The sequence below is a fragment of the Planosporangium spinosum genome (assembly GCF_049999945.1).
Lineage (GTDB): Bacteria > Actinomycetota > Actinomycetes > Mycobacteriales > Micromonosporaceae > Planosporangium > Planosporangium spinosum.
The window spans coordinates 40,700-63,399 of the sequence record NZ_JBLYUB010000001.1 but is presented as its reverse complement, the minus strand read 5'-3'; the positions used below and the strand labels follow the sequence as shown (position 1 = coordinate 63,399).

The window sequence follows — 22,700 nt, the reverse complement described above, 5'->3', positions numbered from 1 at the left end:
GAGACAGTGATGATTTCCCGATCGCGTCGGCTGTGGCAGACCAGTCCACTCACCTACCTCGCGTTGGTGATGGCGCTCGCCCTGTCGGTTTTCCCGATCTACTGGATGTTCACGATCGCGACGCGTACCAACGACAGCATCAACGACGTACCGCCGCACCTGCTGCCCGGAGCCAACTTCGGCGCCAACACCGGGCGGGTCTTCGCCAACGACCACGCGGCTTTCCTCTACGGACTGATGAACTCGATCATCGTCGCCGGCGCGGTCACCGTGTCGGTGGTGTTCTTCTCGTCGCTGGCCGGGTTCGCTTTCGCCAAGCTGAAGTTCCGCGGGCGCAACGCCATGCTTATGATCATCATTGGTACCATGATGGTGCCGGTCCAGCTCGGACTGATCCCGCTGTACATGATGATGGTCAAGTTCGGCTGGAACGGCGAGCTCAAGTCGGTCATCGTGCCGTTCATGGTCACCGGGTTCGGCGTGTTCATGATGCGCCAGTACGCCGGGCAGGCCATCTCCGACGAGCTGATCGAGGCGGCCCGCGTCGACGGGTCCTCGACGTTCCGCATCTACTGGAGCGTGGTGATGCCGGTCCTGCGGCCGGCCGCGGCCGTTCTCGGCCTGCTGACGTTCATGCAGAACTGGAACGAGTTCCTCATTCCGTTCACCCTGCTCAACCAGGACACACCGACGGTGCAGTTGTCGCTGAGCCTGCTCGCCACGGCCTACTACACCGACTACGCGCAGGTGTTCGCCGGTACGGCGATCGCGACGTTGCCGCTGTTGGTTGTCTTCATCGTATTCGGCCGCCAGATCATCAGCGGCATCATGGAAGGTGCAGTGAAGTCGTGACCGCTTACCCGCAGTCCGAACAGGACACCACGTTGCGATTCCCGTCCGACTTCCGCTGGGGTGCGGCCACCGCCGCGTACCAGGTCGAAGGCGCTGCCCGGATCGACGGCCGAGGCCCGTCCATCTGGGACACCTTCTCCCACACCCCGGGCCTTGTGCTGGGCGGTGACACCGGCGACGACGCGATCGACCACTACCACCGCTACCGCGAGGACGTCGCGCTGATGGCCGCTCTCGGCCTGACCGCCTACCGGTTCTCGGTCTCCTGGCCGCGGGTCCAGCCGACCGGTCGGGGGTCGGCCAACCGTGCCGGCCTGGACTTCTACCAGCGGCTCGTCGACGATTTGCTGGCGCACGACATCGAGCCGTGGTTGACGCTGTACCACTGGGACCTGCCACAGGAGCTCGAGGACGCGGGTGGCTGGCCGGCGCGGGACACGGCCGCCCGTTTCGCCGAGTACGCCCAGATCGTGCACGGCGCGCTCGGCGACCGGGTCAGGCACTGGACGACGATGAACGAGCCCTGGTGCTCGGCGTTCCTCGGGTACACGGCCGGGGTGCACGCGCCGGGCCGCCGGGAGCGCGCCGCCGGCGTGGTGGCCGCCCACCATCTGCTGCTCGGTCACGGCCTGGCCGCCCAGGCGATCCGCGCGGCCGACCCGGACGCCCAGGTCGGGATCACGCTGAACCTGTACGCGATGACCACGGCGACCGACTCGGCGGCCGATCGGGACGCCGCCCGCCGTATCGACGGGCTGCAGAACCGGTTCTTCCTCGACCCGGTGCTGCGTGGGCGCTACCCGGCCGACGTGATGGCCGATCTGGCCGGCGTCACCGACTTCGGTCACGTACGCGACGGCGACCTGGCGACCATCGCGGCCCCGCTGTCGATGTTGGGCGTCAACTACTACACCCGGTACGTGGTGACCGCGGCCGAGAGCCACGCCAACCTCGACGGGCACAGCGGCGGCGCCGCGTCGGGGGACTCTCCATGGCCGGGCAGCGAACACGTCGCCTTCGTGCACCGCGGCCTGCCGGTGACCCACATGGGCTGGGAGATCGACGCGCCGGGCCTGGGGGAGGTGCTGCGCCGGTTGGCCGCAGAGTACCCGGCGGTGCCGCTGTACGTCACCGAGAACGGGGCGGCGTTCGTCGACGAGCCGGGGCCGGACGGGACGGTGGACGATCCCGACCGGGTCGCCTATTTCGACGACCATCTGCGGGCGTGCGCCGAGGCGATCGCGGACGGCGTGCCGCTGGGTGGGTACTTCGCCTGGTCGTTGTTCGACAACTTCGAGTGGAGCTGGGGGTACTCGCGCCGGTTCGGTCTGGTCCACGTCGACTACGCGACCCAACGGCGCACGCCGAAGACCAGTGCGCAGTGGTACGCCGACATGATCCGGCGGGCTACCGGGAGGTAGTCCGCCGGACGCGGAGATGATCACAACGGCGCGGGTTGGCCCTATCTGAGCTGGTATGGTCCGCGGGAGCGCTCCCAACTAATATAGATGTTCATCACTATTATTCCCACCTGGAGGTGTCATGTCCTCTCCCGCGTCACGTCACCGCCCGCTGGTGCGCCGCGCGCTGACCGTCGCGGTCGCCGCGATGGTGCTCCTCGCGACCGCCGTAACCGACGCCGCCTTCGCCCACGGCTCGGCCACCGACCCACCGTCGCGCAACTACGGTTGCTGGCAGCGCTGGGGCAGCAAGTTCCAGGACCCGTCGATGGCCACCCAGGACCCGATGTGCTGGCAGGCCTGGCAGGCCGACCCGAACGCGATGTGGAACTGGAACGGGCTGTACCGCGAGAACGTCAAGGGCAACCACCAGGCCGCCATCCCCGACGGTCAGCTCTGCAGCGCCGGCCGCACGCAGGGCGGCCGCTACGCCGCGATGGACGCGGTCGGCAACTGGCAGGCCGCCCCGAAGAGCCGCAACTTCGCCGTGACCGTGTTCGACCAGGCCAGGCACGGGGCCGACTACATCCGGGTCTACGTCACCAAGCAGGGCTTCAACCCGCTGACCCAGCCCCTGCGCTGGAGTGACCTGGAGCTGGTCAACCAGATCGGCAACACGCCCGCCGCGCAGTGGCAGCAGGGCGCCAACGGGGTGACCATCTCGATCCCGGCCAACGCGGCGGGGCGTACCGGCCGCCACATCGTGTACACGATCTGGCAGGCCAGCCACATGGACCAGTCCTACTACTTCTGCAGTGACGTGACCTTCTCCTGACGACTCCCTCCTGATCGTGAGGGGTTTGTGGTAGTTGACCCCACAAACCCCTCACGATCATGGGAGGGACATGTCTCCGCCGATGCACCTACACTGGTGCGGTCGAGCGCGGCGGACGCGTGCTCGCTGATGCGGAGGAAGGCATGGCTGCGCGGCAGGGCAACCCGGCCACGGTCACGCTGGCCGACGTGGCCCGGCGGGCCGGCGTCTCACCCGCGACCGCATCCCGCGTGATCAACGGCAGCAGCAAGCCGGTCAACGAGGACCTGCGCGTGCGGGTGCTGCGGGCGGTCGCCGATCTGCGGTACGTGCCCAACGTCCACGCCCAGAATCTCGCCCGGTCCCAACGGTCGGCGGTCGGTGTCATCGTCCACGACGTCTCCGACCCGTACTTCGCCGAGCTGACCCGTGGTCTGCAACGGGTCGCCACCGCCCGCGACCAGCTCCTGGTCATCTGCAACAGCTACCGCGATCCGGAGCGGGAGCTGGCGTACGTGGAACTGCTACGCGCCCAGCAGGTCAACGCGCTCGTCCTGGCCGGCTCGGGTTACCACGACGCCGCGTTCACCAACGACCTCAACGCCCGGCTGCGGGCGTACGTCGAGGGTGGCGGTCGGGTGAGCGTCATCGGCCGGCACAAGCTGGTCGGCAGCGCGGTGCTGCCGGCCAACGAGGCCGGTGCGCACCTGCTCGGCGACGCGCTCTACGGGCTGGGCCATCACCGGATCGGGGTGATCGCCGGCCCGCGGGTGCTGACCACGACGTCCGACCGGCTGGCCGGGCTGCGCCGCGCCGCCCGCGACCATGGGCGCAGCATGCCGGCGCGGCGCATCCGGTACGCGGACTTCACCCGCGACGGCGGTGCGGCGGCCGCGGCGGACCTGCTCGACGCCGAACCGTCGTTGACCGCCGTGGTGGCACTCAACGACGCGATGGCCGTCGGGGCGCTCGCGACCCTGCGCCAACGCGGGGTACGGGTGCCCGAGGACCTGTCGGTCGTCGGGTTCGACGACATGCCGGTGGCCCGCGACGTGTGGCCCGCGCTCACCACCATCCGGCTACCGCTGGTGGAGATGGGGGAGCGGGCGATGACGCTGGCCCTCGACGACGAGGGCAAGACCACCGTCGAGATGGCGCCGGCGTCGCTGGTGTGGCGCGACAGTTGCGGCCCGCCCCGGTCCTGACCGTCCATTCCCATTGGTCAGGACCGGGCTGTCCCCGCCGATCGGCGGCCGTCCGGCACGGTCAGTGGTCCCCGCCCAGCGGCCGGGCGCCGGCCGACCCGCGGACCCGCTCGGCGGCCGCGACGGCGGGCTCGACCGGGCCGGGCTGGGTCGGGGTCCAGCCGGCGTCGCCCGCGAGGTCCGGGTCGTGGGTGGCGTTGTAGGCGTCCCGCAGGCTCATCGGGGTGGGGTGACCGCGGCCGGTGCGGACGACCGTTCCGGTTTCGAAGAGGGCCGTGCCGCCCCAGTCCTTGACCAGCCGGTCGGGTGCGACGTCCGCGGCGAGCTGGAAGTAGTTGTTCTCGGCGTAGATGTGCGACTGGACGCCAACGCCCCACGAGTACCCGTAGTCCGCGCCGGACGGCACCTCGTAGAGGTTGTCGTAGACGTGCACCTGACCGTAGCGCACGCGCGGTGCCCGCTGGCCGAGGTCGGTGAACCGGTTGTGGTGGATGGTGACGCGCAGCCGGCCCACGTCGTTGCCGGGCTTGTCCGACGAGCCGATCAGCATCGTCTTGTCATGGTCGCGCAGGTGGTTGTACGACACGGTGACCAGGTCCGACGCTTTGGTGATGTCCAGTTCGCCGTCGTGTACCTGGTACGGGCGGCCGAAGTGCAGCGGCTGGCCGCTGTCCGGGTTGGCGCCGTCGGTGAAGGTGTTGTGGTCGATCCACACGTGTGTCGCGCCGGTGAGGCTGACGTTGTCGTACAGCGAGTTCCAGTTGCCGGTGGCGCCGTCGGTCGGGTCCCAGGACGGGAAGCAGTCGTGCGCGTCCTCGAAGGTCAGGTTGCGGATGACGACGTTGTCGACCTTGTCCAGGACCAGGTTCGCGCCGAGGATCCGGGCGTGCGGGCCGACCCCGACGATCGTCGTGTTCGACCCGACGGTGATCTTCACCCGCCGGCCCTGGTTGCCGGCCGACCGGACCCGGGCGTCCTCCAGCGGGCCGGCCGGAACCGCGCTGGTGCCCCACGTAGCGGGGTCGTACGCGGTGAGGTAGGCCGGCAGGCTGTAGGCAGGGTCGGCGTAGTCGGCGCAGGTCAGCGTCCGGCCGGCGTCATCGACGTTGCCGTCGATGGTGCCCGCCACGACGATGATCTTCGGGGTCGCGTTCGCGCCGTTGGTGGCGTTGTCGCCGCCCAGCGCCCGGACCAGTCCGGCCCGGTCGCGCACCACGGAGATCTGGTCGGGGCCCGCGCTCGCGCCGCCGCTGGTGCCACCGGACTCGGCCGCCCAGCCGTCGGCGGTGGTCGCCCACCCGCCGACGGCGCTCCGTCCGGCGGCGGCCGGCAGGAGACGGGCGAGCGCCGTGGCAGCGGCGTCTGATGTGGATGATGGCGCCCCGGCCGAGGTCGGGGTGGCGGCGGTGAGCGGGGCGGCGGCCACGACGCTGGCGACGAGGGCACCTGTGAGGGCGAGGCGCATCGGTACTCCTACCGGGAACGTGCGGGGGAGCGGGCTGCCCGGTGCTGTGGAAAGCGCTTTCCGTCGTGACCATAGCACCGGCGCCCGTCATGTCAAGATGAGCATCAATGCCCTGCGGCGGCAGGGTCGACCGGCTGTTCCGTGGCGGTGGGATCGACCGGGGCGGCGTGCGGGCCGGCGACCGCCCACGCCGCCCCGAGTTCGGAGAAGGTGGCGCCGGTCCGTCCGGCCGCCTCGACGGCGTCGTTGACGCCGCTGAGTACGACCCGGCGGGAGCCGCCCTCCGGTACCGCGCGCAGGTACGCCTCGTCCACCGCGACGGGGTCGGGTGAGCGCAGCACCGCCTCCAGGACGGCGGTGAACGGCGCCACCCGTGCCAGTGGCGCCAGCAGCGGTACCCCCGCCGGGTCCGCCCGGTGGGCGACGAGGTTGGCCAGCAGCGGTACCCGGTCGGGCACCGGGCGCGGGTCGACGTCGCCGGGCAGCCACAGCCGGTCGTCGGCGTAGTCGAGGACCGCCCGGCCCCGGGTGCCGGTCACGACCACGCGGGGCGGGGCGAACTTCTCCGCGCACAGCGTCACGGCAACCAGGAACCCGGGGCCCCGGGACGTGGTCACCCGCAGGCAGGACGTGTCGTCGGTCGCGATCGGCCGGCAGCGGTACAGTTCGGTCTCCACCCGTACCGGAGTGGTTCCCGGGTCGGCCGCCGCGGCCACCGCGAGGCAGTTCATGACGGCGTGCGCGAACGGGTTGGTCAGCGCCCCGTCGGCGACGACACGGCCGTCCAGGTGGCGGTGGCCGGCCCAGCGCGCCCGGGCGTAGTACGCGTCGTCGCGGATCCAGGCGGCGGTCGCGGTGATCCGGGTCAACGTGCCCAGCCCGCCGGCGGCGACAGCGTCCAGCAGCGCCGCCAGGGCGCCGGAGCCGAGGCTCTGGAACCCGACCTGGCAGCGGCGACCGGTCGCGGCCAGGGCCTGCGCCAGTACCCGCTGCTCGGCCAGCGCGACCACGGGCGGCTTCTCCAGCAGCAGGTCACTGCCGGCGCGGGCAGCGTCCAGCGCGATCGGCAGGTGCGTGTGCGGCGGAGTGCAGACGATCGTCACGTCGGGGCGCGCGCCGGCGAGCATCTCGCGGTGGTCGGTGTAGCCGACGGCGTCCGCCGGTACCTGGTCGGCGGGGATCGGGCGTACGTCGCAGAGCGCCACCGTCCGGGCCACGCCGGCCGTCCGCAGCGCCTCGAGCGTGCGCAGATGGGCCACGCCGTGCCCGTGTACGCCGATCAGCGCCACCCGCGCCGGTGTCATCGCACACCCCGCCTCTCCGCTGGCAAACGTTTGCCGGCCCGACTATCCGCCCGTCGATCGGTTCCCGTCAACGTCACGATCCGGTCACGCGAAGGCCGCGGGTATGCGCTTTCCTATGGCGAATTTCCGGCCAGCGGGACATTGACACATGGACAAGCGTTTGTATTAATGGGCGTCCATCGGACAGCCGGCGGCGACAGACGGGTCGTGGGAGCGATGCCAGTAACCATCCGGGACGTCGCCAAGGCGTCGGGTGTACACATTTCGACGGTTTCGCGCACCTTCACCGCACCGCACCTGGTGCGCGAGGAGACGCGGGCCCGGGTGCTCGCGGTCGCCGAGCGGATGGGGTACCGGCCGGACCGCGCGGCCCGGTCGCTCATCACCGGGCGCACCCAGAACCTCGGGCTGATCGTGGCGGACCTGGCCAACCCGTTCTTCCCGCCGCTGATCAAGGCGGCGGCCCGGCAGGCCGGTACCCGCGACTACCACGTCTTCGTCGCCGACACCGACGAGGACCCGGCGGTCGAGGAGGAACTGGTCCGGACCCTGGCCAAGCAGGTCGACGGGATCCTGCTGTGCAGTCCCCGGATGACCAACGACCAGATCCAGCGGCTCAGCCAGCTGGTACCGCTGGTGGTGATAAACCGCCGGCTGGAGGGCCTGGCGACGGTCGTCATGGACGTCGGACACGGCGCCCGGCTCGCCGTCGAGCACCTCACCTGCCTGGGACACCGGGACCTCGCGATGCTCGGCGGCCCACGGCGGTCGTGGACCAACCGCGAGATCCGGCGCTCAGCCACGGCGGCGGCCCGCGCCGCCGGCGTGAAGCTCACCCTGCTCGGCCCGTACCGGCCGACCCAGGAGTCGGGGGAGCGGGCGGCGGGCCAGGTCGCCGCCGCCGGCGCCACGGCGGTCCTCGCCTACAACGACCTGATGGCCATCGGCCTGCTGGACGGCCTGACCAAGCTCGGCCTCCGGGTGCCGGAGGACATCAGCATCGTCGGTGTGGACGACATCGGGCCCAGCCGGTGCACCAGTCCGAAACTCACCACGGTCGCCAACCCCACCGTCGCGGCCGGCCGGACGGCCGTGGACATGCTGCTCAATCTCGATGACCCGATGGCCACGACGGCCCAGGTGGTCCTCCACACCACCCTCGTCGTGCGCCAGTCGACCGGTCGGGGGCCCCACGTTCCGGCACCCGGCGTTTCCGCGCACCACCCCTCACCCCGCACCGTCGCCTCGTAGGCGACTCCTGGAGCACAGGAGGACCTTCGTGAACATCCGATCCCCGCACGTACCCGAACCGCCGCGACGGCGGTCCCGCCTGCTGCGCGGCTTAGCCGTCGCGGCCCTCGCCCTGCCCCTGGCCGCCGTCGGCGCCTGCGGCGGCGGCTCCGGCTCCGCCAAGAGCGACCAGAAGGTCGAGCTGTCCGTGTTCTGGTGGGGCGGCCCCGAGCGGGCCAAGGTCACCGAGCAGGCCCTCGACCTGTACACCAGCAAGCACCCCAACGTGACGTTCAAGAAGGAGTGGCAGGGCAACGCCGGCTACTTCGAGAAGCTGTCGACCCGGGTCGCCGGCGGCAGTGGCGGGCCGGACATCTTCCAGATCGACGACAACGCCATCACCGAGTACGCCAGCCGCGGCATCACGCTCGACCTGTCGTCGTACGTGAAGAACAAGACCATCGACGTCAGCAAGTTCCCCAAGAGCCTCGTCGACTACGGCGTGGTCAAGGGCAAGACGGCCGGCATCGCGGCGGCCGAGAACACGCCGGCGATGTACTACGACAAGACCGTCGCCGAAAGCCTCGGCCTGCCGGAGCCCAAGACCGGCATGACGTGGGAGGAGCTCATCTCCTGGGGCGAGCAGGTGACCGCCAGGAGCGGCGGCAGGACCTGGGGCACGATGGACCCGAGCGCCGACTACAAGGCGCTGTGGGTGTGGCTGCGCCAGCAGGGCAAGGAGTTCTACGACAACGACAAGCTCGGCTTCACCGCCGCCGACGTCACCCGGTGGTTCGAGCTGTGGGCCGACGCCCGCAAGCGCGGTGCGGCCCCGCCCGCGGACATCATCCACACCGCCAACGACGGCAGCGTCACCAAGCAGCTGGTCGTCACCAGGACCGGCGCGACCTCGTTCATGTGGTCCAACCAGATGCCGGAGCTGCAGAAGGGCACGCAGAACAAGCTCGGCCTGATGGCCTACCCGGGTGACCCGAAGGGACAGTGGGCGCGGGCGTCGATGTACTGGTCGGGCTTCCGCGGCACCAAGCACCCCAAGGAGGTCGCCAACGTCATCAACTTCCTGGTCAACGACCCGGAGGCGGCCAAGATTCTGGGTACCGACCGGGGCCTGTACTCCAACCTCGACATCCGTCGCGGACTGGCCGGCACCCTGGCTCCGGAGATGCAGGCCACGGTCGCGCTCGAGGACGAGCTCACGCCGAAGTTCGGCCCGGCGCCCACGCCGCCGCCGAAGGGTCACTCGAAGATCAAGACCCAGCTGGTCGGATCGGCGGAGGCGGTGCAGTACGGCAAGGCCACCCCGCAACAGGCCGCCGAGCAGTTCGTCAGCCAGGCCGCCGAAGCCCTCAAGGGCTGACCGCGTCGAGAGGAGCCCGGACGTGGCAACCACCACGGCACCGGCTACCGGCACCGACGCCCGAGGCTCGGTACGGCCTCCCGCCACGCGGGGGGCCGTACCGGCCCGACGGCGCGAAGGTGTCGCCGGATACGTGTTTCTGTCGCCGTTCCTGGTCGGCCTGATGACCATCACGGCGATCCCGATGCTGTACTCGCTGTACCTGAGCTTCACCAACTACGACGTGCTCTCGCCGGAGCACGACTGGGTCGGCCTGGACAACTACGTCCGGATGTTCACCCGCGACCCGCACTACTGGCACTCGGTCCGGGTCACCGTCGTGTTCGCGCTGGTCGCGGTGCCGCTCAAGCTCGCTGCGGCGCTCGGGGTGGCACTGCTGCTGGCCCGGGCGCGGCGGGGTGTCGGCGTGTTCCGCGCGCTTTTCTACCTGCCGTCGCTGCTCGGCGGCAGCGTCGGGCTGGCCATCATCTGGCAGGCCATGTTCAGCCGGGACGGTTCGGTCAACGCGCTGCTGCGGTTGGTCGGTATCACGGGCAGGCCGTGGGTCAACGATCCCGACTTCGCCCTCGGCACGCTGATCCTGCTGGGCATGTGGCAGTTCGGCGCGCCGATGGTGATCTTCCTGGCCGGGCTCAAGCAGATCCCGGCCGAACTGTACGAGGCGGCGGCGGTCGACGGCGCCGGCCCGTACCGGACGTTCCTGCGGATCACGCTGCCGATGCTGTCCCCGGTGATCTTCTTCAACCTGGTCCTGGAGACCATCCACGGGTTCCAGGGGTTCACCGGCGCCTTCGTGCTCAGCAACGGCACCGGCGGTCCGGCGGACTCGCTGCTGATGTACACGGTGAACCTGTACCTGCGTGGGTTCGGCGACTTCGAGATGGGTTACGCCTCGGCGATGGCCTGGGTCTTCCTGGCCACGATCGGACTGGTCACGGCGGTGCTGTTCAGCACCGGCCGGATGTGGGTGCACTACGGCGACGGAGGTGACCGACGGTGACCGTCGTCCACGCGCGGGCCGTGCCCGCTCCCGCGCGGCTGCGCGGCGCGCTGCGCCTGCTGGCGTTGCTGGCGCTGCTCGCGGCCGTGCTGTACCCGGTGGTCTGGATGGTGGGTACGTCGCTGAAGTCACCCGCGGAGGTCAACAACAACCTCTCCATCCTGCCCGCGCACGTCACCTGGGCCAACTACCCCGACGGCTGGTCGGCCCTGCCCGACGTCACGTTCGGCCGGTTCTTCGTCAACAGCACGCTGCTGGCGCTCGCGACCGTGCTGGCCAACTGCGCCTCGTGCCTGGTGACCGCGTACGCGTTCGCCCGGCTGCGGTTCCGGCTGCGGCGGCTGTGGTTCGCCTTGATGATCGGTACCCTGCTGCTGCCCGGGCACGTGCTGGTGATCCCGCACTACGTGCTGTTCCAGAAGCTCGGCTGGATCGGCACCCCACTGCCGCTGATCGTGCCGAAGCTGCTCGCCACCGAGGCGTTCTTCATCTTCCTCATGGTGCAGTTCATGCGCGGCATCCCGGCCGAACTCGACGAGGCGGCCACGATGGACGGTTGCGGTCCGTACGGGGTGTTCCGGCACGTCATCGCGCCGCTGAGCCGGCCGGCCATCGTGACGACGGCGATCTTCTCGTTCATCTGGACCTGGAACGACTTCTTCACCCAGCTGGTGTACATCAACGACTCGGCCAGCTACACCGTGCCGATCGGGCTGCGGACGTTCATGGACTCCGGCGGGCAGAACGCGATCGGGCCGATGTTCGCGATGTCGGCACTGTCGCTGCTGCCGGTGTTCCTGTTCTTCCTCGCGTTCCAGAAGATGCTGGTCGAGGGGATCAACACTAGCGGGCTGAAGGGGTGAGCAGGGTGCCCGGTCCGGTGGGCGGAGTGGGCGCGGTACCCGGTCCGGTACCGCGCCCCGACTGGCGGGACCACCTGCGTGACGCCACCGACGTTGCGCTCGTCGGGTTCGCCGTGACGGTCGCGGCGCTGCCGGTGCTGACGGCACCCGCGGCGGTGGCGGCCGGCTCGGCCGCACTGGCGTACCGGCTCGACCGGGACCGGCTGCCGACCGCGCGGCAGGCCGGCGGCTGGTTCGTGCGTGCCCTGCTTCCCGGTGTCGCCGCGTGCGGTGTCGCCGCGGTGGCCGCCCTGCTGGTCGCCCTCGACGTGGCGGCGGTCCGGACCGGCCGGGTGCCCGGGGGAGCGCCGGTCCTGGTGGCCACGGCCCTCGCCGCGGCGGCCGGGGTCGGTGTCGCCGCGCTGACCGTGGTGGCGGTGGGGCGGACGAGGTGCCGGGGCTGGTGGGCGGCGCTGCGCGGGGCGGTCGCGACGACGGCCGCCCGCCCGGCGGCGCCCGCGGCGGCCGCCGGGACCGTGGCGCTGGCCGCGCTGCTGGCCTGGCTGCTGCCGGCGACCACCCCGCTCGTCGTGGGATTCGGGCTGTTCGGCCTGCACGTGGTGGCCCGCCGCCTGGCCTGACGCCGTGCCGGCCGGCTCAGTCCAGGGCCGTGACCAGGGCCGCCACGTCGTGCTCGTCGCGCGTACCGTCGGCGACCACGACCCGGTACCGGCGGCGCAGCGTCGCGCCCGGCTCGAGCGGCAGCGGGTCGGTGAAGGCCAGCGCCGCGCACACGCCCGGGTACCCGGCTGACCGGACGAACCAGCGGTCGGCGCCGGACAGGCCGGTGAAGACGAGCGTGTACCGGCCGGTGCCGGGGTCGACGTCCGCGGGTACCCGGGCGGTGAGGGCCAGCCACGGCGCGTCCGAGCCGTTGACCCGGTCCTCACCGGACGCGGTGGCGGTGAACACCCGCGGCGGGGCGTCCGCCACGGCGCGCCAGAAGAACCCGCCGTAGCCGGCGCCGCCGGGTCGGCCGTTGGTCGCCGGGCTGCCGAGCGCGACCGTCTGGTGGGTCGGGTTGGTCAGCTCGGTGCTGAACGAGAGCAGCCACGCGTCCTCCGAACCGGGTACCACCCGGGCGGTGACCGTGCGCTCCTCGGTGAGCAGCAGGCGGCCGCCGGCCGCGTACCACCCGAGACGGTGGGCGAAGCCGCCGCCGTCGCGCGAGTCCCAGTCCAGGTGGACGATGCGGCCGTGGTCGGCGCGCCAGGTGTAGCCGAGGTCGCGCAGGTACGTCCGGCCGCCCCACAGGTTGCTGCCGGCCACGTCCGGTACCGCAAGTCCGGCGCCGAGGTGCCAGCGGTGGTCTTCCGGCAGCGCGTCGGTGACCGGGGTTCCGCCGAGGGTCCGTACCGGGTGCAGGAAGGGGCGCGGTGACAGCGTGTCGGCCAGTACCGGGTGGGTCACGTAGTGGGCGACCTCCCGGTCGTGGACCCGCAGGGTGACGATCGGCTCCGCGATGTTCACGCCGGCTCCCGTGTCGCTTGACTGTTGACTGTGGACATCCGAATGGGGTGGACCGACGGTGGCAAGCGGTTTCCGAATTGTCAAGCGGTCCGCGGCGCCATCGTCGCGCGGTGAGGTGGCGTCCGGGTGGTCGGCGCCGGCGCACCGCGGCGGCCGGCACTGTCGCGCCGCCCAGTTGATCGCGAAGCGTTCCATCCGGCGGGCCGATGTGGCTGCTCGCCACGTGCACGACCAGCTAATCTGCTCGCCCACTTTACTTTGGGAGCGTTTCCATGCCACGATGGCCATCGATGTGAACGGCGGGGTGAGCCCGGACATTTCAGGCCACCAACGCGCCGAGGCCAGCCGGACCGTGGTACCTGGAACGCCCGCCCGCCAGCTCGCCCCGTCGTTCACACCTCGCCGGTCGGGGAGCCGTTCGAATGCCCCAGCTCGCCGACCGGCGAGCCGTTCCGATGTCCCACCACGCCCCACCGATGCTCCACCCTCTCCTCGCCGGTTGTGTCGGCGAGGCGCTCCGCTCACCCACACCCCATGCCAACCGCTCGTCAGCGGGGACGCACGCATCCCAAGGAGTGCCCCTCCATGAGATTGAGCCTCTTGCCCGGCGGTCGACGATCCCGTGCCGTGCGGGGTCTGGCCGCAACCGGTGCGGTGCTCGCCGGGCTCGGCCTGGTCACCGTCGCCGCCACCCGCGCGAACGCCGCCGCCGGTTGTACGGTCAAGTACACCGCCAACCAGTGGAGCAACGGCTTCACCGCGGACGTCGCCATCACCAACCTGGGCGACCCCCTCAGCAGCTGGACGCTGGAGTGGGACTACGCCGGCAACCAGCAGATCACATCGAGCTGGAACAGCACGTACACCCAGAGTGGCCAGCATGTCACGCTCAAGAACGCGGCCTGGAACGGCAGCCTCGGCACCAACGCCACGGTGACCCCCGGCTTCCAGGCCTCGTACTCGGGAACCAACACCACCCCGACGACCTTCAAGCTCAACGGCACCACCTGCAACGGCGGCACCACACCGCCGACGAGCGCGCCGCCGACGACCACCCGGCCGCCGACGAGCCCGCCGCCGACGACCACGCCGCCGACGACGCAGCCTCCCACCAGCCCGCCGCCCGGTGGCGGTACCCACGTGGACAACCCGTACGTGGGCGCCAAGGGCTACGTGAACCCGGAGTGGAAGGCCAAGGCCGACGCCGAGCCGGGTGGTAGCCGGGTCTCCAACAACCCGACCGGCGTCTGGCTGGACCGGATCGCGGCGATCAACGGCGTCAACGGCGGCATGGGCGTACGGGCGCACCTCGACGCCGCGCTGGCCCAGGGGGCGGGCTACATCCAGTTCGTCATCTACGACCTGCCCGGCCGTGACTGCTCCGCGCTGGCGTCCAACGGCGAGCTGGGCCCGACCGAGATCGGCCGCTACCAGACCGAGTACATCGACCCGATCGCGGCGATCCAGGCCGACTCCAAGTACCGCAACCTGCGCATCGTCAACATCATCGAGATCGACTCGCTGCCGAACCTGGTGACCAACGTCAGCGGCGCCGGTGCGACCACGATGTGCCAGACGATGTCGCAGAACGGCAACTACCAGAAGGGCATCGCGTACGCGCTGGGCAAGTTCCACGCGATCTCGAACGTCTACAACTACATCGACGCCGGCCACCACGGCTGGCTCGGCTGGGACACCAACTTCGGGCCGTCGGCCGACCTGTTCGCCACCGTGGCCAAGTCGGCCACCGGTGGGGTCAGCACCGTGGACGGCTTCATCACCGACACGGCGAACTACTCGGCGCTGACCGAGCCGTACTTCACCATCAACACCACGGTGGGCGGCACCTCGGTGCGCCAGTCCAAGTGGGTCGACTGGAACCAGTACGTCGACGAGCTGTCGTTCGCCCAGGCGTTCCGGCAGAAGCTGGTCTCGGTGGGCTTCAACTCCAACATCGGCATGCTGATCGACACCTCCCGTAACGGGTGGGGCGGTGCGAACCGGCCCAAGGGTCCCAGTACGGCGACCAACGTGGACGACTTCGTCAACCAGTCGCGCATCGACCGCCGGATCCACGCCGGCAACTGGTGCAACCAGAGCGGTGCGGGCCTCGGCGAGCGTCCGAAGGCCGCTCCGGCCGCCGGGATCGACGCCTACGTCTGGATCAAGCCGCCGGGCGAGTCCGACGGTGCCAGCAAGGCGATCCCGAACGATCAGGGCAAGGGCTTCGACCAGATGTGCGACCCGGCCTACACGGGCAACGCCCGCAACGGCAACAGCCCGAGTGGTGCCCTGCCCAACGCGCCGCTGTCCGGCGACTGGTTCTCCGCCCAGTTCCAGGAGCTCATGCGCAACGCGTACCCGGCGCTGTAGCGGGTAGCGGATCGTCCTTCCTCCCTCTGCGGGCCCGGTCGTGACCGTTCATCCCCGGTCACGACCGGGCCCGCCCCTGTCCGGCGGACCGGGTGCGACCGCCGCGCCGACGCCACGCGCCTGCGTGATCGTGACGGGTTCCCGGCCGTTGGCCCACGACGGCTTCACGATCACGGGAGATGACCAGGGTGGCGCCAGGTTGACGAGCAATAGACGCGCACCTATGTTCTAGGCAAGCGCTTTCCTTCGGGAGGAGCAGCCATGAACCGATCGGTACGCCTCGCCGTCGCCGCCGTCGCGGCGGCCGTCGCCACGACGCTCGTCCTGCCGGCGGGTACCGCGGCGGCCGGCGTCACACCGTCGGGTGCCGGCCGCACGGCCGGCGCCACGCGTCCGGAGGCCGACCGTCCGGCCGGTGCCGGCGTCGAGGTGACGGTGGCGGGCGACGGTACCGGCGACTATGTCACCGTGCAGGCCGCGATCGACGCCGTGCCCACCGGAAATCCGGGGCGTGTCACCATCCGGATCGCCCCCGGTGTCTACCGTGGGCCGGTATCGGTCCCGGCCGACAAGCCGTACCTGACCCTGCGCGGGCAGGGGAGCGGCCCGTCCGACGTCGTCATCACCGACGACCGCGCGTCGGGTACGCCGAAGCCCGGCGGTGGCACGTACGGCACGTCCGGCAGCGCGTCGGTGACGATCGACGGGCGCGACTTCACCGCCCGCAACCTCACCTTCGCCAACTCCTTCGACGAGGCCGCGCACCCGGAGATCACCAATCGGCAGGCCGTCGCGGTGCTGACCCGGGCCGACCGGCTGTTCTTCGACCGTGTCCGGTTCCTCGGCAATCAGGACACCCTCTACGTCAACAGTCCCGACGTCGCCACCCCGGCGCGGGCCTACTTCCGCGGGTGCTACGTGGAGGGCGACGTCGATTTCATCTTCGGTCGCGGTACCGCCGTCTTCGACCGCTGCGAGATCCGGTCGCTCGACCGGGGTTCGGACACCAACAACGGGTACGTCACGGCCGCCAGTACCACCGACACCAACCCGTACGGGTTCCTGTTCGTCCACTGTGCCCTGACCGGGGACGCGCCGGCGAAGACCGTGTACCTGGGGCGGCCGTGGCACCCGAGTGGGGATCCGCACGCGATCGGTCAGGTGGTGTTCCGGGACAGTTGGCTCGGCGCACACGTCAAGGACGAGCCGTGGACCGACATGTCCGGCTACTCGTGGCGGGACGCCCGGTTCTCCGAGTACCGCACCGTCGGTCCCGGCGCCGCGGCCGGTCCGCAGCGCCCCCGGCTGACCGGGGAACAGGCCCGGGCGTACACCCCGCGGGCGTACCTGGTCGGCGCGGACGGCTGGCGGCCCGACCGGGAGGGGTGACCGCCCGGGGAGTTCCGGGTCCGTCGGAGAAGCCGTATTCCTTCCATCGTAATTAATCGATACCATGTGCAGGTCCTGGGAGCGCTCCCAGGAGCGCTCGTCGGACGGTCCGCCCAGGCCGTCCGCGAGGCCGACACCCCACCTCCCCCCGGGAGAGCCCATGAACAGCAGTCAACGCGGTATCGCCGCACGCATCGGCGGCGCGGTCACCGCCGCGGCCCTGGTGGCGGCCGCCGTCGCCACCGTCGGCCTGTCCAGTGGCGTGGCGGCGGGCCAGACCGCCGGTGCCACCGGCGTCGCCGCGGCGGCCACCGGTGGCACCGGTACCGGCTACCTCAGCGCCCGTGGATCCCAACTCGTCGACGCCGCCGGCAACCCGGTCCGGTTGACCGGCATCAACTGGTTCGGAATGGAGACCGACAACAAGACCTTCCACGGCCTCTGGTCGCGCGGGTACAAGGACATGCTCGACCAGATGGCCAGCCTCGGCTACAACACCCTGCGGGTGCCGTTCTCCAACGACGCGCTCAAGCCCGGCGCCACGGCGACCAGTGTGGACGCGGTCTCCAACCCCGACCTGGTCGGACTGTCACCGCTACAGATCCTGGACAAGGTGGTCGGGTACGCCGGCAGCAAGGGCATGCGGGTCCTGCTCGACCGGCACCGGCCGACCAGCGCCGGGCAGACCGCGTTGTGGTACACCTCGTCCACACCCGAGAGCACCTGGATCAGCGACTGGCAGATGCTGGCGCAGCACTACAAGGGCAACACCACGGTCATCGGCGCGGACCTGCACAACGAGCCGCACGCCGACGGCACCGACCCGAGCGCGACCGGGGCCTGCTGGGGCTGCGGCGACCAGGCGCGGGACTGGCGGCTGGCGGCCGAGCGCGCCGGCAACGCGATCCTGTCGGCCAACCCGGACTGGCTGATCGTCGTCGAGGGCGTGACCTGTGCCAGCGGCGGCAACCCCAACACCTGGGACAACGTGCCGGACACCGAGCACTGTGGCTGGTGGGGCGGCAACCTGTCGCGGGCGGGGCAGTACCCGGTCCGCCTGAACAAGACCGGAAAGCTGGTCTACTCCGCCCACGAGTACGGCCTGTCGGTGTACCACCAGCCCTGGTTCGACGACCCCTCGTTCCCGGCGAACCTGCCGGCCATCTGGGACCAGCAGTTCGGTTACCTGGACAAGCAGAACATCGCCCCGGTCCTCCTCGGCGAGTTCGGCACCACCCTGGCCGACCCGAAGGACAAGGTGTGGCTGCAGGAGCTGATGAAGTACACCGGCACCGGCACCAGCGGGATGGACTTCACGTACTGGTCGTGGAACCCCAACTCCGGTGACACCGGCGGCATCGTCGGCGACGACTGGAAGACCGTCAACCAGGCCAAGCAGTCGATCCTCCAGCCGTACCTGATCCCGCCGGTGGGCGGCAGCGGCGGGCCGACCACGCCGCCGACCGGCACCCCGACAGCCACCCCGACCGGCGGTACCCCGAGCGGCGGCTGCACGGCGACTGTGAAGATCGACAACTCCTGGCAGGGCGGCTACCAGGCGACCGTCACGGTGAAGAACACCGGTACCGGGACGGTGAACCCCTGGCGGGTCACCTGGACCGTACCGGCCGGCGTGACCCTCGGCAGCGGCTGGAACGCGACCGTCACCCAGAGCGGGACCACCATCACCGCCGCCGCGCCCAGTTGGAGCCCGTCGCTCGCCGCCGGCGCTTCCGTGTCGATCGGGTTCACCGCCAACGGGCCGTCGAGCCCGCCGCCCAGCGCCGTCGCGCTGAACGGCACCGCCTGCGGCTGACACGCCGCACCCCCCGACCGGCCGGCCGGCCGCTGCGTACGCGGCCGGTGGCCGGCCGGCACCCGTCCCCAAAGGAGGCGCACATGCGCAACCGACTGGCGGCCGTTCTCGCGACCACACTGGTCGCGGGGGTGATGGCCGTGGTCACGCACACCGCCACCGGCCCGGCCACCGCCGCGGCGGCCGAACCGTACTCGTGGCGCAACGCCGAGATCGCCGGTGGTGGCTTCGTGCCGGGGATCATCTTCAACCAGAGCAAGAAGGACCTCGTCTACGCGCGTACCGACATCGGCGGCGCCTACCGGTGGAACCCGGCCACCGGCCGGTGGATCCCGCTGCTGGACTGGGTCGGCCAGGACAACTGGGGCTGGAACGGAGTGGCCAGCCTCGCCACCGACCCGGTCGACCCCAACCGGGTGTACGTGGCCGCCGGCATGTACACGAACTCGTGGGACCCCAACAACGGTGCCATCCTGCGCTCGACCGACCAGGGCGCCACCTGGCAGGCCACCCCGCTGCCGTTCAAGCTCGGCGGCAACATGCCCGGCCGGGGGATGGGTGAACGGCTCGCCATCGACCCGAACCGCAACAGCGTGCTGTACTTCGGTGCGCCCAGTGGCAAGGGGCTGTGGCGCAGCACCGACTACGGCGTCACCTGGGCGCAGGTGACCAACTTCCCCAACCCCGGCAACTACGTGCAGGACCCGGCCAACGAGTACACCGCCGACAACCAGGGCGTCGTCTGGGTGGCGTTCGACAAGTCGACGGGCACCGCGGGGACCGCCACCAAGGGCATCTACGTCGGTGTGGCGGACAAGAACAACACCGTCTACCGCAGTACCGACGGCGGCGCCACCTGGCAGGCGATCCCCGGCGCGCCGACCGGGTACCTCGCCCACAAGGGCGTGCTCGACCCGGTCAACCACTACCTGTACATCGCGACCAGCGACACCGGCGGCCCGTACGACGGCGGCAAGGGCGACGTGTGGAAGTACAGCACCACGACCGGGGCGTGGACCCGGATCAGCCCCATCCCGTCGACCAGTTCCGACGACTACTTCGGGTACAGCGGTCTGACGATCGACCGCCAGCACCCGAACACGCTGATGGTCGCCACCCAGGTCTCCTGGTGGCCCGACATCATCATCTTCCGCACCACCGACGGCGGCGCCACCTGGACCCGGATCTGGGACTTCACCGGCTATCCCAACCGGTCCAACCGGTACACCCAGGACATCTCGTCGGCGCCGTGGCTGACCTTCGGCGCCAACCCGTCGCCGCCGGAGACCGCGCCGAAGCTCGGATGGATGACCGAGTCGTTGGAGATCGACCCGTTCAACTCCGACCGGATGATGTACGGCACCGGCGCCACGATCTACGGCACCACCGACCTCACCAAGTGGGACTCCGGCGGTCAGATCACCATCAGGCCGATGGTGGCAGGGCTGGAGGAGACGGCCGTCCTCGACCTGATCAGCCCGCCGACCGGGGCGCCGCTGATCAGCGCGCTCGGCGACATCGGCGGCTTCCGCCACACCGACCTGACGAAGGTGCCGGCGATGATGTTCACCTCGCCGGTCTTCACCAGCACGACCAGCCTGGACTACGCCGAGACCAACCCGTCGTACCTGGTGCGCGTCGGTGACCTCGACAAGTCCGCGCGGCCGAACGACAACCGGGTCGCGTTCTCCACCGACGGCGGCGCGAACTGGTTCCAGGGTACGGAGCCCGGTGGCGTCACCGGCGGGGGCACGGTCGCCGCCGCGGCCGACGGCAGCCGTTTCGTGTGGGCACCCAAGGGCGCCGCCGTGTCGTACTCCGTCGGGTTCGGCACCTCGTGGGCCACCTCGACCGGCATCCCGAACGAGGCCCGCGTCGAGTCCGACCGGGTCAACCCGAAGAAGTTCTACGGCGTCTCGGGCGGGAGGTTCTACCGCAGCACCGACGGCGGGGCGACGTTCACCGCGACCGCCGCGACCGGCCTGCCCACCGGTACGCCCAGGTTCGGGGCGGTGCCGGGCCGGGAGGGCGACATCTGGCTCGCCGGCGGCGCGAACGGCCTGCTGCACTCCACCGACTCCGGCGCCACGTTCACCAAGGTGTCGAGCGTCGGCTCGGCGATCAACATCGGCTTCGGCAAGGCGGCGCCCGGTCAGAGCTACCAGGCGCTGTACCTCGTCGGAACCGTGGACGGGGTCACCGGCGTGTTCCGGTCCGACAACGCCGGCACCGGCTGGGTGCGCATCAACGACTCCCAGCACCAGTACGGCAACGCCGGGGAGGCGATCACCGGGGACCCGCGGGTGTACGGCCGGGTCTACCTCGGTACCAACGGCCGGGGCGTGCTGTACGCCGACCGGCTGGGCGGGTCCACGACCCCGCCCACGACTCCGCCGCCCACGACTCCGCCGCCCACGACGGCGCCGCCGACCACGGCACCGCCCACGACGGCTCCGCCCACGACCAGGCCGCCGACGACTCCGCCGACCACGCCGCCGGCGACCGGCGGATGCTCGGTCCGGTACAGCGTGGTCAACGAGTGGTCCAACGGCTTCCAGGCCGACGTGCGCATCACGAACAAGGGCGCGCAGGGCGTCAACGGCTGGTCGCTGGGGTGGGCGTTCCCGAGCGGTCAGCAGATCACCCAACTGTGGAACGGCGCGTACACCCAGACGGGTGCCAACGTGACCGTCCGCAACGCCGACTACAACGCCGCCATCCCCGCCGGCGGCTCGGTCAGCTTCGGGTTCAACGCCAGCAAGACGGCGGCGAACGCCCGTCCGTCCGGGTACACCCTCAACGGCGCGTCCTGCGCGGTCGAGTGACCGGTCGACGCGCGGCCGGCCCGGTCACCGCGGCTCCCGCGATGACCGGGCCGGGCACGGTCGGTTACGCGCCGAGCTGCTCGCGCATGGTCGCGGCCCGCACGGCCGGGTCGTACCCGGACTCGACGCCCTCGACGAGGATCGCCTCCCCGTCGATGTTGCGCGTCCGCAGCGGCAGGATCTCCTGGTACCCCGGGGACTCGTACCACGACCGGGCCTCCGCCATGCCGGGGAACTCGATGATGACGATCGTCCCCGGCCAGTCGCCCTCCAGGACCTCCACTCCTGCCCCGTGCACGAGGAACCGGCCGCGGTACGGGTTCAGGGTGGCCTGGATCCGCTCCAGGTACTCGACGATCTCCGGGTGCGGCCGGGGATTGCGCAGGTGCGCGATGGCGTAGGCGGGCATGGTTCCTCCGGTACGGCGGGACTGGCCGGTCGATGTGGCGGGACCGAGTCTGCCGCTACCCCCGACGCGCGTCGATTACCTCCCGGGTAATGGGCGGGCGCCCGGCCGCGGCCTACAGTCGGAAACCATGAGGGGAGCGCGCGCCGGACGGAGCGGTAGCCTGCTGCTGGCCGGCTTCGCCGTGGCCCTCGTCGTGCTGGTCGCCGTGGTCGCGGTCATCCAGCTCACCCACTCCCGCGGCGCACCGCGGGGCGCTCCGCCGCCCGCCCCCGGGGCCGGCGCCCCGGCTCCGGCGCCGGGGGCGCTGCGGGCGACCCCGGTCACCGGCCGCGTCACCGGCCAGGTGCCCGCGGACTGCCACCAGCGCACGGCCGGTAACGGGCAGCCGCTGCCCGACCCGGTCTGCACGCCCGGCGTGGTCAGCACCGCCGTGACCCAGGACAACCTGGCGTCGACGATCTGCCGGCCGGGCTACACCCAGACCATCCGGCCGCCGTCGTCGGACACCGGCGCGTACAAGCGGAAGGCCATGGCGGCCTACCACGACTCCCGGCCGCCGTCCGACTACGAGTTCGACCACCTGGTCAGCCTGGAGTTGGGCGGGAGCAACGACATCGGCAACCTGTGGCCCGAATTCAACGACCACCCGCCGGACGGGGCCGCCAACAGCAAGGACCCGGTCGAGAACGCGCTGAACCGGGCGGTCTGCGCGCACAAGGTCACCCTTGTCGCCGCGCAGAAGGCGATCGCGACGGACTGGACGACCGCGCTGGCGACGCTCGGACTGCCGCCGGTGCGCTGAGCCGGAGGCCGCTTCATGATCGCGGGACCTCGTCCGTGCGGGGGCACGGGCAGAGTTCCGTGATCA

At 70.9% G+C, this 22,700-nt stretch carries 18 protein-coding genes; 14 read left to right on the top strand and 4 right to left on the bottom strand.

From position 1 onward, the window contains the following. The first annotated feature begins 9 nt into the window (after positions 1-9). The 4 genes from ACNTMW_RS00270 (at position 10) to ACNTMW_RS00255 (ending at position 4,271) form a co-directional block, all read left to right on the top strand. Positions 10-852, top strand: coding sequence for a carbohydrate ABC transporter permease (locus tag ACNTMW_RS00270; RefSeq protein ID WP_426631234.1), 843 nt, complete (start codon positions 10-12; stop codon positions 850-852). Next, entirely contained in the window at positions 849-2,273 is a 1,425-nt protein-coding gene (locus ACNTMW_RS00265; RefSeq protein ID WP_426631233.1) for a GH1 family beta-glucosidase, read from the top strand. The genes ACNTMW_RS00270 and ACNTMW_RS00265 overlap by 4 nt, the downstream gene beginning before the upstream one ends. Positions 2,274-2,394: 121 nt before the next feature. Further along, positions 2,395-3,087, top strand: a complete 693-nt coding sequence (locus ACNTMW_RS00260) for a lytic polysaccharide monooxygenase auxiliary activity family 9 protein (RefSeq protein ID WP_483428536.1) — start codon at positions 2,395-2,397, stop codon at positions 3,085-3,087. 143 nt (positions 3,088-3,230) lie between these two features. Then, a complete protein-coding gene (locus ACNTMW_RS00255; RefSeq protein WP_426631232.1) occupies positions 3,231-4,271 on the top strand; it encodes a LacI family DNA-binding transcriptional regulator in 1,041 nt (346 codons plus the stop codon). Between the two features lie 61 nt (positions 4,272-4,332). Here the strand turns inward: ACNTMW_RS00255 and ACNTMW_RS00250 are convergent, their stop codons facing one another. Continuing rightward, complete coding sequence (locus ACNTMW_RS00250) at positions 4,333-5,736, bottom strand: pectate lyase family protein (protein ID WP_426631231.1); 1,404 nt, start codon at positions 5,734-5,736, stop codon at positions 4,333-4,335. A 104-nt stretch (positions 5,737-5,840) separates the two neighbouring features. Next, positions 5,841-7,040 carry a Gfo/Idh/MocA family protein gene (locus ACNTMW_RS00245; protein WP_426631230.1) on the bottom strand — a complete coding sequence of 400 codons (1,200 nt, stop codon included), beginning with the start codon at positions 7,038-7,040 and terminating at the stop codon, positions 5,841-5,843. Between the two features lie 216 nt (positions 7,041-7,256). Here ACNTMW_RS00245 and ACNTMW_RS00240 point away from each other — a divergent pair, with 216 nt between their 5' ends. The 5 genes from ACNTMW_RS00240 to ACNTMW_RS00220 are packed head-to-tail and all read left to right on the top strand — an operon-like array spanning position 7,257 to position 12,131. Next, the gene (locus ACNTMW_RS00240; RefSeq protein WP_426631229.1) at positions 7,257-8,291 is read left to right on the top strand and encodes a LacI family DNA-binding transcriptional regulator; all 1,035 of its coding nucleotides are present in this window, start codon (positions 7,257-7,259) and stop codon (positions 8,289-8,291) included. A 28-nt stretch (positions 8,292-8,319) separates the two neighbouring features. Next, positions 8,320-9,648, top strand: coding sequence for an ABC transporter substrate-binding protein (locus tag ACNTMW_RS00235; protein ID WP_426631228.1), 1,329 nt, complete (start codon positions 8,320-8,322; stop codon positions 9,646-9,648). Positions 9,649-9,670: 22 nt separating this feature from the next. After that, positions 9,671-10,648 carry a carbohydrate ABC transporter permease gene (locus ACNTMW_RS00230; RefSeq protein WP_426631227.1) on the top strand — a complete coding sequence of 326 codons (978 nt, stop codon included), beginning with the start codon at positions 9,671-9,673 and terminating at the stop codon, positions 10,646-10,648. Next, entirely contained in the window at positions 10,645-11,511 is an 867-nt protein-coding gene (locus ACNTMW_RS00225; RefSeq protein ID WP_426631226.1) for a carbohydrate ABC transporter permease, read from the top strand. Before ACNTMW_RS00230 ends, ACNTMW_RS00225 begins: the two co-directional genes overlap by 4 nt. Before the next feature lie 5 nt (positions 11,512-11,516). Then, positions 11,517-12,131, top strand: a complete 615-nt coding sequence (locus ACNTMW_RS00220; RefSeq protein WP_426631225.1) for a hypothetical protein — start codon at positions 11,517-11,519, stop codon at positions 12,129-12,131. Between the two features lie 16 nt (positions 12,132-12,147). Here ACNTMW_RS00220 and ACNTMW_RS00215 read toward each other — a convergent pair whose 3' ends face one another. Further along, positions 12,148-13,020, bottom strand: coding sequence for a DUF6807 domain-containing protein (locus tag ACNTMW_RS00215; RefSeq protein WP_426631224.1), 873 nt, complete (start codon positions 13,018-13,020; stop codon positions 12,148-12,150). 585 nt (positions 13,021-13,605) lie between these two features. Here ACNTMW_RS00215 and ACNTMW_RS00210 point away from each other — a divergent pair. From ACNTMW_RS00210 to ACNTMW_RS00195, 4 genes are all read left to right on the top strand, one after another. Next, the gene (locus tag ACNTMW_RS00210; RefSeq protein ID WP_426631223.1) at positions 13,606-15,393 is read left to right on the top strand and encodes a glycoside hydrolase family 6 protein; all 1,788 of its coding nucleotides are present in this window, start codon (positions 13,606-13,608) and stop codon (positions 15,391-15,393) included. A 261-nt stretch (positions 15,394-15,654) separates the two neighbouring features. After that, complete coding sequence (locus ACNTMW_RS00205) at positions 15,655-16,782, top strand: pectinesterase family protein (protein WP_426631222.1); 1,128 nt, start codon at positions 15,655-15,657, stop codon at positions 16,780-16,782. Positions 16,783-16,942: 160 nt separating this feature from the next. Further along, positions 16,943-18,598, top strand: coding sequence for a cellulase family glycosylhydrolase (locus ACNTMW_RS00200; RefSeq protein ID WP_426631221.1), 1,656 nt, complete (start codon positions 16,943-16,945; stop codon positions 18,596-18,598). An 83-nt stretch (positions 18,599-18,681) separates the two neighbouring features. After that, positions 18,682-21,423 carry a cellulose binding domain-containing protein gene (locus ACNTMW_RS00195; RefSeq protein ID WP_426631220.1) on the top strand — a complete coding sequence of 914 codons (2,742 nt, stop codon included), beginning with the start codon at positions 18,682-18,684 and terminating at the stop codon, positions 21,421-21,423. 64 nt (positions 21,424-21,487) lie between these two features. Here the strand turns inward: ACNTMW_RS00195 and ACNTMW_RS00190 are convergent, their stop codons facing one another. Further along, a complete protein-coding gene (locus ACNTMW_RS00190) occupies positions 21,488-21,832 on the bottom strand; it encodes a DUF1330 domain-containing protein (protein WP_426631219.1) in 345 nt (114 codons plus the stop codon). Positions 21,833-21,959: 127 nt separating this feature from the next. Here ACNTMW_RS00190 and ACNTMW_RS00185 point away from each other — a divergent pair, with 127 nt between their 5' ends. Beyond that, positions 21,960-22,634, top strand: coding sequence for a hypothetical protein (locus ACNTMW_RS00185; RefSeq protein ID WP_426631218.1), 675 nt, complete (start codon positions 21,960-21,962; stop codon positions 22,632-22,634). The last annotated feature ends 66 nt before the right edge of the window (positions 22,635-22,700 follow it).